This is a genomic window from Aeromonas bivalvium (assembly GCF_046078285.1).
Taxonomy (GTDB): Bacteria; Pseudomonadota; Gammaproteobacteria; order Enterobacterales; family Aeromonadaceae; genus Aeromonas; species Aeromonas bivalvium.
The window spans coordinates 1,109,932-1,125,275 of the sequence record NZ_JBGXBV010000001.1 but is presented as its reverse complement, the minus strand read 5'-3'; the positions used below and the strand labels follow the sequence as shown (position 1 = coordinate 1,125,275).

Below are 15,344 nucleotides of genomic sequence, written 5' to 3'. Positions count from 1 at the left end.
GCGCCTCTTCCTTATCCGTCTGCTCGCTTATTCCTGCTCGAGCTCGCCGCAGAAGCGGTAGCCTTCGCCATGGATGGTGGCGATGATCTCTGGGGTATCCCCCACGCTCTCGAAGTGCTTGCGGATGCGGCGTATGGTCACGTCCACGGTGCGGTCGTGGGGCTTGAGCTCGCGGCCTGTCATCTTCTTGAGCAGCTCGGCACGGGTCTGGATCTGGCCCGGGTTTTCACAGAAGTGCAGCATGGCGCGAAACTCGGAGCGGGGCAGCTTGAACATGTCGCCGGTCGGGCTGACCAAGGCCCGGCTGTTGATGTCCAGAGCCCAGCCGTTGAACAGGTAGCGTTCGACCTGCTTCTTGTCTTCACCACCGGGCAGCACATTCATGGTGCGGCTCAGCAGATTGCGTGCCCGTATGGTCAGCTCGCGGGGGTTGAACGGCTTGGTAATATAGTCGTCAGCGCCAATCTCCAGCCCCAGGATCTTGTCCACCTCGTTATCCCGACCCGTCAGGAACATCAGGGCAATGTTGTCATCCTCGCGCAATTCGCGGGCCAGCAGCAGACCATTTTTGCCCGGCAGGTTGATGTCCATGATCACCAGATTGATGGTGTGGCTGGTCAGGGCCTGGTGCATCTCGTCACCGTTATTGGCTTCCAGCACGACGTAGCCTTCAGCTTCGAAGATGCTTTTGAGGGTATTGCGGGTAACCAGCTCGTCTTCGACGATCAGAATATGTGGTGTTTGCATGAGTTTTCCCAGATTCTTATCAGTTAATTAGCTAAATTTTAACACTTTTGGCGTTACCCGAGCCGTCTAGGACGGAGCCTGAAAATTTATTACGTCATCCTGGGTATGAGCTTAGGATCGGGTAATCACGAATTTGGTATCAATGCTGGCCAACATCCCTGCGCCATCTGAAGGCTCTCAACCCTGGCGGGAGAGAGAAGCCGGAAAGGTAGTCCATTACGTAAAGTTGCCGCATTTTATCAGTTAACAGGCGCATAACAACAGTCTTTGCTGTCAGATAGCAACTTTTTAACTCTGGTTTGATATAGGTCAAACCCTGACCTGGCAGCATAATAGTGGGGCTGCACCCGCTTTTCGCCACTTATTTATGTAATGAAATGTAACATATGATTGACATGATTTTGTGGGAAAACTACAGAAATATCTGCTTTATCGCCCCGTTTTCCGCGCCAACCTGGCCTGGTTACACCATTTTGACCGCTTGCAACCCCGCCAGCCTGGCGGTGGGGGAGAGGCGCAATGGGCGGCGCACCCGCGCTCTGCTGCGGGCCGTCACCGGATGGGAACATCGTTTTCCGATCCAGGCCGGTGATCCCGAGATGCACTGGCAGGAGTGGTCGCTGGCCCTGGTATGTTCCGCCGAGGAGGGACATGCCCTGGCGGCGCGTTTCGGTCAGAATGCGCTCTATCGGGTCGAGCAGGGCCAACTCTGGTTGCAACCCGTCTTGCTGGACGGACCCGCCGTCTGCCTGGGGGAGATAGGCTCATTCTGGCGCCAGAGTGCGATGACAGCGCCAGGGAGATGAATGGCGGGGCTCTTCGCCAGCAGGGGATCGCCAGCAGGAGTGCGCTGCGAGGAGACTCGTTCAGTCTTGTTCATACCTGAGCTTGATGAAACAATGAGCAACACCATATCCAAGGAGAGGAGTGAATCATGCTGGATCTGCTGCCGGATCTTTGCGACGAGCATGGCGATGCCTTGCAAGTGGCAGAGCCCCTGTTTCAACACTTTGGCGCCAACGCCATCTTCTATGGTGAGGCGGTGACCCTCTCCTGCTTCGAGGACAACAGCCTGGTGCGGGATCTGGTGGCCCGGCCCGGCCATGGCCGCGTCATGGTCATCGATGGCGGTGGTTCGGTGCGGCGTGCCCTGCTAGGGGATCAGCTTGCCATCAAGGCGGTCGACTCCGGGTGGGCCGGGTTTATCATTCATGGCGCCGTGCGGGATGTGGCTACCCTCAACACACTGGCCCTCGGCGTCAAGGCGCTGGCGGCCTGTCCGGTCAAAACCGAGAAACGTGGCATGGGTACGGAAGGGGCTGTCCTGCATTTCGCCGGGGTCACAATATCGCCTGGGGATTTCGTCTATGCGGATCTCAATGGCGTCGTGGTCAGTGCCAGTCGCCTCATCTGATCATCAGAAATGAAACCCCATGCCGATGCTCAGCGACTGCTCGGCCGTGAGGGGGCTGATGCCATAGTTGGCGGTCAGCGCCAGGTAGGGGAGCTGCAGTCGGCTGTTGAGTTCGAGCTGGGTGGTGGCGCTGCCCAGCTCACGCTGGCTGAGCTGGCTGCCGACATGGAGTTGCGGGCTTAGCTGGTAACGTAATCCCGAGGCCAGGTTGAACCCGGCCTTACGGGTATCGGTCGAGCCGGCCGGCCCTCCTTCCATGAAGAGAGTGACATCATCCATGATGTTGTACTGGTAACCCGTGTTGATAAGCCAGGTATCGAAGGGATCTGCTCTGCCATCTCCTCTGGGGTCTTGCAGTATTCCCGAATAGCTCCTCAGATAGACCTCCCCCTCACCGGGGTCCTGGTCGAGCAGATCCCAGTCGGCGGCGATGCAGTTGAGGCTACAAGCAGATAACAGCAGACAGATGAGTGAGTTAGCCATTCATTCCCCCTCCATGGGTCCCGAACAGGATCACAAGCATGGCACATGCCAGCATGCTGTAAAGGGACTCATTCAAAATTGAAGGGGTTTGCTTTGCGCGTTCAGCATGGTAAACAGAGCCGTCCATTTTATTGCACACAACCGAGAGGGGATCCCATGAACAAGAATCTGATACTGCTGGCCGCCCTGGCCCTGGGAGGCTGCGCCATGACATCCGGCTCCAACACGGCACAACTGCAGGCACACCCCTGGCAGCTGCAAGGGGCCGATGGCGATGGTTTTACCCTGCAGGTCTCCGAAGGCAAGGTCGCCGGCAAGGGCGGGTGCAACCGCTACTTTGGCGGGATCACCCAGCTCGATGAGCAGGCCCTGACCCTGACGGGCATGGGAGCAACCCGCATGATGTGTCCGGGGGATCTGATGGCCAGGGAGGGGGATTATTTCCAGAAGCTGAGCCAGGTTGCCAGCTACCAGGTCAGCGCCAATCAGCTGGTGCTCAAGGATGCGAGCCAGACGACCCTGCTCACCTTCGAGGCCAGACCGGCTCAGTGACACGCCGTGGCGGGTCAGAGTCTGTCGCGTCCGCTACCTGGTCTGATGCTTTCATGGCTCAGGGTTGACTTTTGCCTGAGCAAAAGAGAGGGGCGCCGCGGCGCCCCTCTGCATTTTCGGGCTCAGGGCTTGGCAGCCCCCGTTCTGGATGGCTCCGCCGCTGGCTCACCCTCTCCTTGCTGGTAGCGAAAGCGCTTCTTGCGCCGATAGGGGTAGACATCCTCGAAGGCCCCCCCCTGGATGTTGCGTTGCAGCCCTTGCCAGTAGCTGGCATCGAACAGCTCCTTGTGCAGCGACATCATGATGCTTCTCACCTGGGGTTTTTGCAGCAGGAAGGTGGCGAATTCTTCGGGAAAGATGTCGTTGGGGGCCACCGAATACCAGGGCTCGGCGCTGAGTTCATCTTCCGGGTAGCGTGGCGGCGGGATCTGGCGAAAGTTGCACTCCGTCATGTAGCAGATCTCGTCGTAGTCGTAGAAGACTACCCGGCCGTGGCGGGTCACTCCGAAGTTCTTGAACAGCATGTCGCCGGGGAAGATGTTGGCCGCCGCCAGCTGGCGGATGGCGTTGCCGTACTCCTCAAGGGCCAGTCGGGTCTGCTGCTCGTCCGCCTGATCCAGATAGAGATTGAGGGGGATCATCTTGCGCTCCGTGTAGAGGTGCTTGATCACCAGCTTGTCGGCGGTGAGGGTCAGTGCTGAAGGTGCAACCCGTTGCAACTCGCCCAGCAGTTCGGGGGAAATCCTCTCCAGGGGAAACTCGAAGTTGGTGAACTCCTGGGTATCGGCCATGCGGCCGACCCTGTCGTGCTGTTTGACCAGCCGGTACTTCGCCTTGACCTGCTCGTGGCTCACATCCTTGGGGGGAGTAAACTCGTCCTTGATCACCTTGAATACCACGTCGTAGGAGGGGAGGGTGAACACGCTCATCACCATCCCCTTGATGCCAGGCGCGATGACGAAGCTATCCCGGCTCATGGCCAGATGCTGGCGGTAATGGCGATAGAACTCCGTCTTGCCGTGCTTCTGGCAGCCGATGGCGTTGTAGAGTTCATAGTCCGGCTTGTGGGGCAGGATCTGGCGCAAGAAGGCGACGACCAGCGCAGGCTCAGGGGCATAGACCATGAAGTAGGCGCGGGCGAAGCCAAATACGATGGAAGCGAGCTCGGGCTCGAAGATGACGGTGTCCACATAGATGCTCTGCCCCGTGCTCAGCAGGGGCAGTATGAAGGGAAACACTCGATCCCCGGCCCTGACGAGCCCCACCAGATAGGCCCCCTTGTTGCGATAGAACACCTCGCGCAGCAGCTCCAGGGTGAAGGGGCCCTCGCGCATCTGTGCCGGGCCATGGTCGTGGAGATGGCGACAGATGTCACCGAGGTCGCGCTCCTTGTCCTCAAAGGGTAGGGTGAAGGGGTAATCGGCAAACAGCTGACGCAGGGTCTGGGGCAGCTCTGCCTGGCTGCTGGGATAAATCCGCAGAAGGGCCGACAGATCCGGGTGCTCGCCGCGACTGCGAAACGGGTGTATGTAGAGATTTTCGTCGCGGATGTTGCGATGGCGGAAGATGCGCCGGTAGACGGAGTTGAAGAAGGACTCCGCCACCTCGAAGTTGGCGCAGCCCGGCAGCAGATCGCTGAAGGCCCCCTTCACCTGCTTGAGCAGGGCCTGGGTCGGCAACTGCTCTCCCATCATCTGTTTGATCTGCGCCGTGGTGGCGCCGACATGGTGATCATAGAGGCGGATGCGCTCGCGCCCCGCGAGCTGGACGCCGAGCCAGTCCCCGTTCTCGAAGCGGCTCTTGCTGCCCTGGGTTATCTCGAGAAACCGGCTGTAAAATGATTCGAACCGCTGCAGTATGGTCTCCGCCACCGCCTGTCCCAATGTTGTTTCCATTGCCACCTTCCTTGTGGTTGTTCGGCCCCATCTGCCCCTGATTTCACCGACGTTCACGGCCACTATGGCAACATTAAAACATCTGTTCAAGTGGCATTTTTCGGGGATAAGCGGTAGATTTCGCCCCTTTGCAGCCCTGCCCGCGAGGAAGTACCCATGAAGCTCTATTTTGTCCTGATGGCGCCCGCCCGCCCACAGAATGTCGGGGCGGCCGCCCGCGCCATGAAGACCATGGGCTTTGACGCCATGCGGGTCGTGGCGAGCCGTGTCCATCAGGAGGAGGAGGCGAGCTGGGTCGCCCACGGCGCTCAGGAGATCCTGGCCAATGCCGAGGCGTTCGATACCTTGCCAGAGGCCCTGGCGGACATGGATCTGGTGATCGCCACCACGGCGCGCCAGCGTGGCCGCTACCAGCACTACCTCACCCCGGGGGAGGTGCGGGATCAGATCCGCGCCAAGCCCTCCCTTGAGAAGGTGGCCATCCTGTTTGGCTGCGAGGAGTCGGGCCTCTCCAACGAGCAGCTCGCCCAGGCCGACCTGCTCAGTTATCTGCCCCTCAAGGTGAGTTATCCCTCCTTGAACCTGGGACAGGCGATCATGCTGTATGCCTACGAACTGAGTCCCCTGCTCGACGAGCCCGAAGCGGTAGCAGAAAATATTGATAGCAGTGGTCAGGTTCGAGTGCTAAAGAGCAAAACAGCAGAAATACTTGAAGAACTCGGTGTTTCTCAGGATGAAAAGCTGCACCAATGGGTGATGGACCGGGTACCTATGCTGCCGCAACGGGATTTGAATATGCTGCATCTGCTCTGCAAAGACCTCGTTCGCCGGTTTGAACGCAAGGAGTCGTGAGGTTTAGGTTGACAGCTCAAGGCCCGGCGGGGTATTGCTAAAAGCCAGCTTCGTTCAAGAGTGTTCGTCATGCCGCTATTCACCAACGTCATCACCACCACCATTATTACCGGTACCACCACAGGTGGGACTGGGGCCGGTTGATGCGCTGACGAACAAGCACAGAAATCAGAAAAAGGCCCGTACCCACCCAGTACGGGCCTTTTTGTTGCGCAATTTACAGGGAGAGAAAGCAATGAGAGTGTTGAAGTTTGGCGGGTCGTCACTGGCCGATGCAGAGCGTTTCTTGCGGGTAGCCGATATCGCGGTCAATACCCATGGTCAGTCCCAGGTGGCCCTGGTGCTGTCGGCTCCGGCCAAGGTGACCAATCACCTGGTGGCCCTGGTGGAGCAGACCAGCCGCGGCATGGATGCCAGCAATACCCTGTTCGAGATCAACGGCATCTTCTCCCGCCTGCTGGCGGGCTTGAAGGCAGCCTGGCCGGCGCTGGATGACAAGGCGCTGCAGGCTCGCCTCACCGCCGAACTGGATCGGGTGGAGCGACTGATGCAGGGCATCCGTTTGCTGGGCCAGTGTCCGGACAATGTCCAGGCCCATATCCTGAGCCGTGGCGAGAACCTCTCCATCGCCTTCATGCACGAGCTGCTGCGGGTGCGCGATCTCGAGCTGGATCTCATCGTGCCGGAGCAGCTGCTGGTGACCGACGGCGGCTACCTGGAAGCCCATGTTGACATCGAGGCCTCCCGGGTGCGTTTCGCCGCCAAGGGATTGCGTACCGACTGTCTCTACCTGATGCCGGGCTTCACCGGCGGCAGCGACAAGGGCGAAACCGTGCTGCTGGGCCGTAACGGCTCCGATTACTCCGCCGCCGTGCTGGCTGCCTGCGTGGATGCCGAATGCTGCGAGATCTGGACCGACGTGGAAGGTTGCTACAACTGCGACCCGCGCCTGGTGCCGGATGCCTACCTGCTCAAAACCCTCTCCTATAAAGAGGCGATGGAGCTCTCCTATTTCGGTGCCAAGGTGCTGCACCCGAAAACCATCGCCCCCGTGGCCCAGTTCCACATCCCCTGTCTCATCAAGAACAGCTTCAATCCCCAGGGGCCGGGCACCCTCATCGGCGCCGAGCAGGGGGATGATGATCTGAAGGTGAAGGCCATCTCGGACTTGTCCGGCATGTGCATGGTCAACGTCTCCGGCCCCGGCATGAAGGGCATGGTCGGCATGGCGGGTCGCATTTTTTCCGCCGTCTCCCGCGCCGGGGTCAGTATCGTCCTCATCACCCAGTCATCTTCCGAGTACAGCGTCAGCTTCTGTATCCACAGCTATGACTGCGACAAGACCCGCAAGGTGCTGGAGCGCGAGTTCGAACTGGAATTCAAGAACCAGCTGCTGGACCCGCTCGAGATCATGCAGGATCTCGCCATCATCTCCCTCATCGGCGATGGCATGCGCACGGCCAAGGGGATGGCCGCCCGCTTCTTTACCTCTCTGGCTCAGGCCTCCATCAACATAGTCGCCATCGCGCAGGGCTCGAGCGAGCGATCCATCTCCGCGGTCGTGCGCTCTGGCAAGGTGGCTGAGGCCATCAAGGCGTGCCATCAGAACTTCTTCGGCAGCCAGCAGTTCATCGATCTCTTCGTGGTCGGGGTGGGCGGCGTCGGTGCGGCCCTGGTGGATCAGATTGCTCGCCAGCAACCGGTACTGGCGGAGCAGGGCACCGGCCTGCGGGTGGTCGGCATCGCCAACAGCCGCCAGATGGTTGCCAACAAGGATGGCCTGAGCCTCGCCAACTGGCGTGAACAACTGGTGGAAGCGCAAGGCAGCTTCAGCCTGGAGGCGGTCAAAAAGCTGGTGGAAGAGAGTCACCTCATCAACCCGGTGATCGTCGATTGTACCTCGAGCGAGGCGGTCGCCGTCCAGTATGCTGACTTCCTGGCTGCCGGCTTCCACGTGGTCACCCCGAACAAGAAGGCCAACACCGGGTCGCTGGATTACTACAAGGCGCTGCGCCGCACCGCCCGCCAGACCCGCCGCAAGTTCCTGTACGAGACCAACGTGGGCGCGGGCCTGCCGGTCATCGAGAACCTGCAGAATCTCATCAAGGCCGGTGACAAGCTGCGTGCCTTCGACGGCGTCCTGTCCGGATCCCTCTCCTTTATCTTCGGCAAGCTGGACGAGGGCATGTCGTTTAGCGAGGCTACCGGCATTGCCCGCGGCAACGGCTTCACCGAGCCGGATCCCCGCGACGATCTCAACGGCATGGACGTGGCCCGCAAGCTGCTCATCCTGGCCCGGGAGGCCGGCATGGCGTTGGAGCTATCCGACGTGGAGGTGGAGCAGGCGCTGCCGCCGGGCTTTGATGTCAGCGGTGATGTGGATGCCTTCATGGCCCGCCTGCCCGAGGCCGATGGCTGGTTCCGCGACCAGTTTGCGGCTGCGCAGCGTGAGGGCAAGGTGCTGCGCTACGTCGGCTCCATCGAGGGTGGCAAGTGCAAGGTCGCCATCAAGGCGGTCGGCGCTGACGAGCCCCTGTTCAAGGTCAAAGACGGGGAGAACGCGCTCGCCTTCTTCTCCACCTATTACCAGCCCATTCCGCTGGTGCTGCGCGGCTACGGCGCAGGAACCGAAGTGACTGCCGCCGGCGTTTTCGCCGACGTGTTGCGCACCCAGAACTGGAAGCAGGAGCTGTAACATGAGTTCAGCGATGAACCCCGATTTTGAACAAGATGCCATGGCGCAGGGCGGCAGTGTGGTCGCCTATGCCCCGGCCTCCAGCGCCAACCTGAGTGTGGGCTTCGATGTACTGGGGGCGGCGCTCGCCCCCGTGGATGGCTCCCTGCTTGGGGATCGCGTCCAGGTAAAGGCGGCCGATGTGCCTTTTGCCCTCTCCTGTGTGGGCCGCTATGCCCACAAGCTGCCGGACGATCCGAAGAAGAACATCCTTTATGACTGCTGGCTCGTCTACGGCGAGGCCCTGGAGAAGCGCGGCCTGACACTCAAGCCGCTGGAGATGGTGCTTGAGAAGAACCTGCCGGTGGGCTCGGGTCTCGGCTCCAGTGCCTGTAGCGTGGTGGCGGCACTCGAAGGCCTCAACGCCTTCCACGGCGCTCCTCTCAATGAACACGACCTGCTGCTCCTGATGGGGGAGATGGAAGGCAAGATCTCCGGCTCCGTCCATTACGACAACGTGGCCCCCTGTTATCTGGGGGGCATGCAGCTGGTGCTGGAGGAGGGGGGCGTCATCAGCCAGGGCATACCTGTGTTCGAGCAGTGGTACTGGGTAGTCTGCTACCCGGGCACTGTGGTCTCTACCGCCGCCGCCCGCGCTATCCTGCCGGCCCAGTATCGCCGCCAGGACTGCCTCACCTATGGCCGTCGGCTGGCTGCGTTTGTGCACGCCAGTTACACGGGTCAGGAGGGATTGGCCGCCAGCGTGCTGAAAGACGTGATCGCCGAGCCTTACCGCGCGGCCCTGATTGAAGGCTTCAACGAGGTGCGGACCCAGGGGGCCCAGAACGGGGCGCTGGCCACCGGCATCTCGGGGTCCGGTCCCACCGTGTTCGTGGTGATGAAGGATCTGGCCCAGGCCGAACGCATGAAAGAGTGGATGGAGGCGCACTTAGTGCGCAATGAAGATGGATTTGCCCGGGTCTGCAAACTGGACATGGCCGGGGCACGGGTAACAGGAAGCGAGCTATGAATCTTTACAACATCAAGGACAAGAGTGAACAGGTGAGCTTCGCCCAGGCGGTGCGTCAGGGTCTGGGCCGCGAGCAGGGGCTCTTCTTCCCCGAGCAGCTCGAGCCGCTGGCCGACGTGGACGCCCTGCTGGCGCTGCCGCTGGCCGAGCGTTCGGCGCGCATCATCAGCCACCTGCTGGGTGACGAAGTGCCCAAGCCTAAGGTGAGCGAGCTTATCGACGCCGCCTTCACCTTCCCTGCGCCCCTGGTCAAATTGAAAGACGGCACCTATGCCCTCGAGCTGTTCCACGGCCCGACCCTGGCGTTCAAGGACTTCGGCGGCCGCTTCATGGCCCAGTGCCTCGCTGCGTTCAGGACCAACGACAAGATCACTATACTCACCGCCACCTCGGGCGACACCGGCGCCGCCGTGGCCCACGCCTTCTACGGCCTGGAGGGGATTGAGGTGGTTATCCTCTACCCCAAGGGCAAGATAAGCCCGTTGCAGGAGGCGCTGTTCTGCACCCTGGGCGGCAACATCCGCACCATCGCCATCGACGGCGACTTCGATGCCTGCCAGGCGCTGGTCAAAGATGCCTTCGACGACGAGGCGCTGAAGAAGGCGATTGGCCTTAACTCCGCCAACTCCATCAATATCAGCCGCCTGCTGGCCCAGGTCTGCTACTACTTCGAGGCCGTGGCCCAGTTGCCGAAAGCCGATCGTGCCAAGGCGGTCATCAGCGTGCCGTCCGGCAACTTCGGCAACCTCACCGCGGGCCTTATCGCCAAGGCGCTGGGGCTGCCGGTGAAGCGCTTTATCGCCGCCACCAACGCCAACGACACAGTGCCGCGCTACCTGAAAACCGGCCAGTGGGAGCCGCACCAGACGGTGGCAACTCTGTCGAATGCCATGGACGTGAGCCGCCCCAACAACTGGCCGCGGGTAGAGGAGCTGTGCCGTCGCAACGGTTGGGCGCTGGAGACCCTGGGGTCCGGCATGCGTGACGATGCCCAGACTCGCGATGCGTTGCAGCGCCTGCATCAGCTCGATTACCTGTGCGAGCCCCACGGCGCCATCGCCTGGGATCTGCTGAACGAGCAGCTGGCAGAAGATGAAGTGGGGGTGTTCCTCTGCACCGCCCATCCTGCCAAGTTCAAGGAGTCGGTGGACGAGATCCTGAGTCTGGATGTGCCGCTGCCCGGCCCGCTCGCCAAGCACGCCGCGCTGCCGCTGCTCTCCCACGATCTGCCCGCAGACTTTGGCCGCCTCAAGGCCTTCCTGCTCGGTTAAGCCGCCATGAGGCGCTGACGATCCCCCGCTTTTATATTGAAAGCGGGGGATTTTTTATGTCCGGCATAAGGCGGGAAACCCCGCCCTGGATGATCCCCCTGAAACAAGGAGCACGGCATGAGCCAGCATCCCCTTCGCACATTGATCGAGACCTGCGACGCCGCCATCTCCCGGCGCGACTTCGAGGCCCTGATGGCCTTCTATGCCGAGGACGCCGCCCTGGTGGTCAAACCCGGCATGGTGGCGCGCGGCATTCCCGCCATCCGCCGCGCCTTCACCGCCATTTCCGATTATTTTGACGGCCAGCTTGAGGTGACCCAGGGGGCCATGGAGGTGATAGAGGGGGCCGACAACGCCCTGGTGATCATGGAAACCCGGCTGCGCTACCCGGACGGGCAAGGCGGCTGGACCGATGAAAACAGACGCGCTACCTATGTGTTTCGCAAGGAGGCGGATGGGCAGTGGCGCTGCACCATAGACAACTCCTACGGCACCACGCTGCTGGCGGCGCAGCAGCCCGGCGATCGGCCTGCAAACGATTAGGGGGAAGTTGGGAAGGATAAGTTGGAGGAGGAGGGGTTAGTTGGGACACCCACATTTTTGACACTGACAAAGCTGTGTGTCCCAGATCCCTGCCTGACCCGCAACCCGCGTAGCAGCAACTCCAGGGCTGCCACGCTTCGAGCCAGGCGCACACTGCCTTCTTCACTTTCGGCAATCCAGCACGCCGCCTCCTCCAGACTGCCGTAGATCAGCGATGCCAGCGCCTCAGGGTCGGCTTCGACCACCACATCTTGCTGGATCAATCGGTGGATTAGCTGCTGCATCGAGGCGATGCAGTGGCGCTGCGCTTCCGGTGTGGTTCCCCCCAGCACCGCTTTGGCATCACGCAGCACTATGCGCTGGATCTCGGGCTCCAGTGCCATTTCCAGATAGGCTCGGCAGCGTGCACAGAAGCCGTCCCAGGGATCCTCGGCGCTATCTGAGATGGACTGCAGGCGGGCATCCATCTCGGCATCGATCTGCACAACGACCGCCGCCAGCAATCCTTTCTTGTCGCCGAAATGATGATAGAGCGCACCTCGGGTGAGATTGGCCTGTGCGGTGAGATCGTCCATCGAAGTGCTGGCATAGCCATGTTCGCTGAACACCTTGCGGGCCGTCGCCAGCAAGGTGGCGCGGGTTGCTTCCATGTCGGCGCGGGTGCGACGAGCCATAGTCTTCTCCTTACATACGATGCGTATCTTTGTTTACATTCAGTGCGTATGTATGTTTTTATTCATACGCAATGTATGTATTGTCACGGCACAGCGATGCCGTGACAAGCAGAACCCTATGGAGAAATCGAGATGACCAACCCTTATCGCACCCTTTTTACCGCCCCCGGTAGCAAGGGCTTTGCCCTGGCGGGCTTGCTGGCCCGGCTGCCATTGCCCATGACAGGTATCGGCATCATCACCATGCTGGCGCAACTGCGTGGCAGCTATGCCTTGGCGGGGGCCGTGTCGGCGGCGTTTGTGCTGACTTATGCCCTGTTATCGCCGCAGATTTCACGGCTGGTGGACAGGCTTGGGCAGGGTCGGGTGCTGCCTGTGACCACTGCCATCAGCGTCATCGGCTTGTTGCTCCTGCTCGTCAGCGCATGGTGGCAAGCCCCCTACTGGACCCTGTTCATCGGCGCTTTGCTTGCCGGCTTCATGCCAAGCATGTCGGCCATGATACGGGCACGCTGGACGGCCATCTACCGGGAACAGCCGAGCTTGCAGACCGCCTATGCGCTGGAAACCGTACTTGATGAAGTCACCTTCATCGCCGGGCCACCATTGTCGGTGGGGCTTTGCGTGATCTTGTTCCCTCAGGCTGGCCCGCTGGCGGCGGCGCTGCTGTTGATGCTGGGGGTCTCCGCCCTGGTCGTGCAGCGCGAAACCGAGCCGCCGATCGAGGTGCAAGGCGCCACCACCGAAGATTCGGGCACAGTGATCCGGCTGGTGAGTGTGCGCTTGCTGGTGTTGCTGATGATGGCGATGGGGGTCATCGTCGGCACAGTGGACATCGTCAGCGTGGCCTTTGCAGAGCAACGGGGTCAACCGGCGGCGGCCAGTCTGGTGCTGTCGGTCTATGCCATAGGCTCTTGTCTGGCGGGGCTGCTGTTTGGGGCACTCAAGCTGCAAACCCCGTTGCATCGCCTGCTGCTGTTGGGCGGGTTGGCGACGTCCATCACCACGCTGCCGCTGCTGCTGGTGGGCAGCATTCCCGCGCTGGCGGTTGCCGTGCTGATCGCCGGACTGTTTTTTGCCCCCACCATGATAGTGGCGATGTCCCTGGTCGAACGTCTGGTCCCTGAGCATCGTCTGACCGAGGGCATGACTTGGCTGCTGGCCGGACTGAACGTCGGGGTTGCCCTGGGGGCGGCGGTATCTGGTCAGGTCGTGGATGAAGGGGGCGTCCGGGCCGGTTTCTTCGTTGCTATATGTGCCGGTGCCCTAGTACTGCTGATGGCTTTCTGGGGGCATCAGCACTTGCGCAGCCATGACTTGCTCACCCCGCACGTGGCCTGATGGCGGGACACCCTAAATCGGGACACCCACCTTTTTGACAGCGACGTAGCCCTGTACTTGGCTTGAGGTGTCACTGCCCAGGGGGTGAGCCATGACCATTGCCCGTTCACGTCAAATCAGTTTGCAGGATACGCCTTACTACCACGTGGTCAGTCGCTGTGTGCGGCGGGCGTTTCTGTGCGGGGAAGATGCCCATTCCGGCCAGAGTTACGAGCATCGGCGCCAGTGGGTGGTGGACAAGTTGGGCCAATTGTCGCGACTGTTTGCCATCGGTGTTTGTGCCTATGCGGTGATGAGCAATCACTATCACCTGGTGCTCAAGGTCGAGCCGGATACCGCCGCCAGTTGGAGCGAGCGGGAGGTGGCCGAACGTTGGGCTGCGTTGTTCCAGTGGCCGCTGTTGGTGCGGCGCTGGTATCAGGGGGAATCCCTGATTGAGCCCGAGCGGACTGTGGTGCAACAACTGATAGAGCAGTGGCGGGAGAGGCTTCATTCCATCAGCTGGTTTGTGCGGCTGCTCAATGAAAACCTGGCACGGCAGGCGAATCGGGAAGATGGCTGCAAGGGCCATTTCTGGGAAGGGCGCTTCAAGAGTCAGGCTCTGCTCACCGAGCCAGCCCTGCTGGCCTGCATGGCCTACGTTGACCTCAACCCTATACGGGCGGCATTGGCTGAGCGACCTGAGGAGAGCGATTACACCAGCATCAAGCAACGCTTTGAGGGAGAGCAACCAGACGCGCCATTGCCACCTTTATTGCTGCCATTCGCAAGCCAAGCCCAACCGGAGGGCCTGCCTTATGCCTTTACCGATTATCTAATGCTGGTGGATTGGACAGGTCGCGCGATAAGAGCTGACAAGCGGGGCTATATTCCTGCTCACCTGGCTCCCATTCTGGCGCGATTGGGCCTTGATGGTGCCCGTTGGTTGAAACAAGTGACACTCTTCAGGCGCCAGGGCATCAGAGTGGTGGGTGACAAAGACCACTGCCAGCAGTTTGCCTGGCACTGCGGCCAGCGACGATGCCATCAGCCACCTTGTTAATCCGTTAGATCCCGTTTTACCCCCCTTGGCATTTGTGTGGTGTCAGACATTACCACGTCTGAACACGCGGCCCGCCAGGTAAAAATTGCTTGCTTACCCAATCTCTAGCGGGTTCTTGGAGGAAATGTGTGTGATGAGAGAGTTAGCCAGCCGAGTAATGGCTGGCTCAGAAAGGTGGGTGTCCTAGATTTTTTTAGGCATATGTTCCTGTGCCAGGCATTACCACGTTTGCACAAACGGTTTGTCAGGTAAAAACCAGCTCGCTGGCCCAACTGTTACTGTTTTCCTGGGGTCAGTATTCATGATTGCAGAGATGGCCAGCCGAGCAGTGGCTGGCTCAGAAAGGTGGATGTCCTAGATTTCTACTTGTCCGATCTCTAGCGGGTTCTTGGGGGAAATATGTGTGATGAGAGAGATAGCCAGCCGAGCAATGGCTGGCACAGAAAGGTGGGTGTCCCAGGTTTTCCTTGGCATTTGTGTGGTGTCAGGCATTACCACGTCTGAACGCGCGGCCACCAGGTAAAAATCGCTTGCTTACCCAATCTCTAGCGGGTTCTTGGAGGAAATATGTGTGATGAGAGAGATAGCCAGCCAGGTAATGGCTGGCTCAGAAAGGTGGGTGTCCCAGATTTTATGAGAGAGTTAGCCAGCCGAGTAATGGCTGGCACAGAAAGGTGGGTGTCCCAGATTCTTGAGCCGAGTAATGGCTGGCTCAGAAAGGTGGGTGTCCTAGATGTTCTTTAATCCGATAGATCTCGTTTTACTCCCTTGGCATTTGTTTGGTGTCAGGCATTGCCATGTCTGAACACGCGACCCCACCGGGTAA

General features: G+C 60.3%; 14 protein-coding genes and 1 other annotated feature. Of the genes, 10 read left to right on the top strand and 4 right to left on the bottom strand.

What is annotated here, in order from left to right:
- Positions 1-27: 27 nt before the first annotated feature.
- On the bottom strand, positions 28-747 hold the full coding sequence (arcA, locus tag ACEUCR_RS05115; RefSeq protein WP_041999962.1) for a two-component system response regulator ArcA: 720 nt from the start codon (positions 745-747) through the stop codon (positions 28-30).
- A 386-nt stretch (positions 748-1,133) separates the two neighbouring features.
- On the opposite strand from arcA, the gene ACEUCR_RS05110 reads away from it, so the two are divergent.
- Both ACEUCR_RS05110 and ACEUCR_RS05105 read left to right on the top strand, forming a co-directional pair.
- Complete coding sequence (locus ACEUCR_RS05110) at positions 1,134-1,553, top strand: DUF3293 domain-containing protein (RefSeq protein WP_111874828.1); 420 nt, start codon at positions 1,134-1,136, stop codon at positions 1,551-1,553.
- A 128-nt stretch (positions 1,554-1,681) separates the two neighbouring features.
- A complete protein-coding gene (locus ACEUCR_RS05105) occupies positions 1,682-2,161 on the top strand; it encodes a putative 4-hydroxy-4-methyl-2-oxoglutarate aldolase (protein ID WP_041999967.1) in 480 nt (159 codons plus the stop codon).
- A 3-nt stretch (positions 2,162-2,164) separates the two neighbouring features.
- Here ACEUCR_RS05105 and ACEUCR_RS05100 read toward each other — a convergent pair whose 3' ends face one another.
- Complete coding sequence (locus tag ACEUCR_RS05100) at positions 2,165-2,644, bottom strand: hypothetical protein (RefSeq protein WP_041999969.1); 480 nt, start codon at positions 2,642-2,644, stop codon at positions 2,165-2,167.
- 156 nt (positions 2,645-2,800) lie between these two features.
- Here ACEUCR_RS05100 and ACEUCR_RS05095 point away from each other — a divergent pair, with 156 nt between their 5' ends.
- Positions 2,801-3,196: an META domain-containing protein gene (locus ACEUCR_RS05095; protein ID WP_408788512.1), complete on the top strand. Its 396-nt coding sequence runs from the start codon at positions 2,801-2,803 to the stop codon at positions 3,194-3,196.
- A 122-nt stretch (positions 3,197-3,318) separates the two neighbouring features.
- Here the strand turns inward: ACEUCR_RS05095 and aceK are convergent, their stop codons facing one another.
- Positions 3,319-5,091, bottom strand: coding sequence for a bifunctional isocitrate dehydrogenase kinase/phosphatase (gene aceK / locus ACEUCR_RS05090; protein ID WP_408788510.1), 1,773 nt, complete (start codon positions 5,089-5,091; stop codon positions 3,319-3,321).
- A 156-nt stretch (positions 5,092-5,247) separates the two neighbouring features.
- Between aceK and ACEUCR_RS05085 the strand changes: the two genes are divergently transcribed.
- The 5 genes from ACEUCR_RS05085 (at position 5,248) to ACEUCR_RS05065 (ending at position 11,461) form a co-directional block, all read left to right on the top strand.
- The gene (locus tag ACEUCR_RS05085; RefSeq protein ID WP_111874825.1) at positions 5,248-5,943 is read left to right on the top strand and encodes a tRNA/rRNA methyltransferase; all 696 of its coding nucleotides are present in this window, start codon (positions 5,248-5,250) and stop codon (positions 5,941-5,943) included.
- 75 nt (positions 5,944-6,018) lie between these two features.
- Positions 6,019-6,153: a sequence feature (Thr leader region), on the top strand.
- 25 nt (positions 6,154-6,178) lie between these two features.
- A complete protein-coding gene (gene thrA, locus ACEUCR_RS05080; RefSeq protein ID WP_041999980.1) occupies positions 6,179-8,638 on the top strand; it encodes a bifunctional aspartate kinase/homoserine dehydrogenase I in 2,460 nt (819 codons plus the stop codon).
- Positions 8,639-8,678: 40 nt separating this feature from the next.
- Entirely contained in the window at positions 8,679-9,647 is a 969-nt protein-coding gene (gene thrB, locus ACEUCR_RS05075) for a homoserine kinase (protein ID WP_408789055.1), read from the top strand.
- Positions 9,644-10,918, top strand: a complete 1,275-nt coding sequence (gene thrC, locus ACEUCR_RS05070) for a threonine synthase (protein WP_408788507.1) — start codon at positions 9,644-9,646, stop codon at positions 10,916-10,918. Before thrB ends, thrC begins: the two co-directional genes overlap by 4 nt.
- A gap of 117 nt (positions 10,919-11,035) precedes the next feature.
- Positions 11,036-11,461, top strand: coding sequence for a YybH family protein (locus tag ACEUCR_RS05065; RefSeq protein WP_408788506.1), 426 nt, complete (start codon positions 11,036-11,038; stop codon positions 11,459-11,461).
- Here ACEUCR_RS05065 and ACEUCR_RS05060 read toward each other — a convergent pair.
- Positions 11,458-12,135 (bottom strand): TetR/AcrR family transcriptional regulator, encoded by a 678-nt coding sequence (locus tag ACEUCR_RS05060; RefSeq protein ID WP_408788503.1) that lies wholly within the window; start codon positions 12,133-12,135, stop codon positions 11,458-11,460. The two genes, ACEUCR_RS05065 and ACEUCR_RS05060, sit on opposite strands and share 4 nt — an antisense overlap.
- Positions 12,136-12,267: 132 nt before the next feature.
- Here ACEUCR_RS05060 and ACEUCR_RS05055 point away from each other — a divergent pair, with 132 nt between their 5' ends.
- Together ACEUCR_RS05055 and ACEUCR_RS05050 are read left to right on the top strand one after the other, a co-directional pair.
- On the top strand, positions 12,268-13,476 hold the full coding sequence (locus ACEUCR_RS05055) for an MFS transporter (RefSeq protein WP_408788501.1): 1,209 nt from the start codon (positions 12,268-12,270) through the stop codon (positions 13,474-13,476).
- A 91-nt stretch (positions 13,477-13,567) separates the two neighbouring features.
- The gene (locus ACEUCR_RS05050) at positions 13,568-14,518 is read left to right on the top strand and encodes a transposase (RefSeq protein WP_408788498.1); all 951 of its coding nucleotides are present in this window, start codon (positions 13,568-13,570) and stop codon (positions 14,516-14,518) included.
- Positions 14,519-15,344 lie beyond the last annotated feature (826 nt).

What these genes read in the sequence shown, in the direction of transcription:
- arcA (WP_041999962.1), bottom strand. Translation starts at nt 747, where the DNA reads ATGCAAACACCACATATTCTGATCGTCGAAGACGAGCTGGTTACCCGC.
- ACEUCR_RS05110 (WP_111874828.1), top strand. Translation starts at nt 1,134, where the DNA reads ATGATTGACATGATTTTGTGGGAAAACTACAGAAATATCTGCTTTATC.
- ACEUCR_RS05105 (WP_041999967.1), top strand. Translation starts at nt 1,682, where the DNA reads ATGCTGGATCTGCTGCCGGATCTTTGCGACGAGCATGGCGATGCCTTG.
- ACEUCR_RS05100 (WP_041999969.1), bottom strand. Translation starts at nt 2,644, where the DNA reads ATGGCTAACTCACTCATCTGTCTGCTGTTATCTGCTTGTAGCCTCAAC.
- ACEUCR_RS05095 (WP_408788512.1), top strand. Translation starts at nt 2,801, where the DNA reads ATGAACAAGAATCTGATACTGCTGGCCGCCCTGGCCCTGGGAGGCTGC.
- aceK (WP_408788510.1), bottom strand. Translation starts at nt 5,091, where the DNA reads ATGGAAACAACATTGGGACAGGCGGTGGCGGAGACCATACTGCAGCGG.
- ACEUCR_RS05085 (WP_111874825.1), top strand. Translation starts at nt 5,248, where the DNA reads ATGAAGCTCTATTTTGTCCTGATGGCGCCCGCCCGCCCACAGAATGTC.
- thrA (WP_041999980.1), top strand. Translation starts at nt 6,179, where the DNA reads ATGAGAGTGTTGAAGTTTGGCGGGTCGTCACTGGCCGATGCAGAGCGT.
- thrB (WP_408789055.1), top strand. Translation starts at nt 8,679, where the DNA reads ATGGCGCAGGGCGGCAGTGTGGTCGCCTATGCCCCGGCCTCCAGCGCC.
- thrC (WP_408788507.1), top strand. Translation starts at nt 9,644, where the DNA reads ATGAATCTTTACAACATCAAGGACAAGAGTGAACAGGTGAGCTTCGCC.
- ACEUCR_RS05065 (WP_408788506.1), top strand. Translation starts at nt 11,036, where the DNA reads ATGAGCCAGCATCCCCTTCGCACATTGATCGAGACCTGCGACGCCGCC.
- ACEUCR_RS05060 (WP_408788503.1), bottom strand. Translation starts at nt 12,135, where the DNA reads ATGGCTCGTCGCACCCGCGCCGACATGGAAGCAACCCGCGCCACCTTG.
- ACEUCR_RS05055 (WP_408788501.1), top strand. Translation starts at nt 12,268, where the DNA reads ATGACCAACCCTTATCGCACCCTTTTTACCGCCCCCGGTAGCAAGGGC.
- ACEUCR_RS05050 (WP_408788498.1), top strand. Translation starts at nt 13,568, where the DNA reads ATGACCATTGCCCGTTCACGTCAAATCAGTTTGCAGGATACGCCTTAC.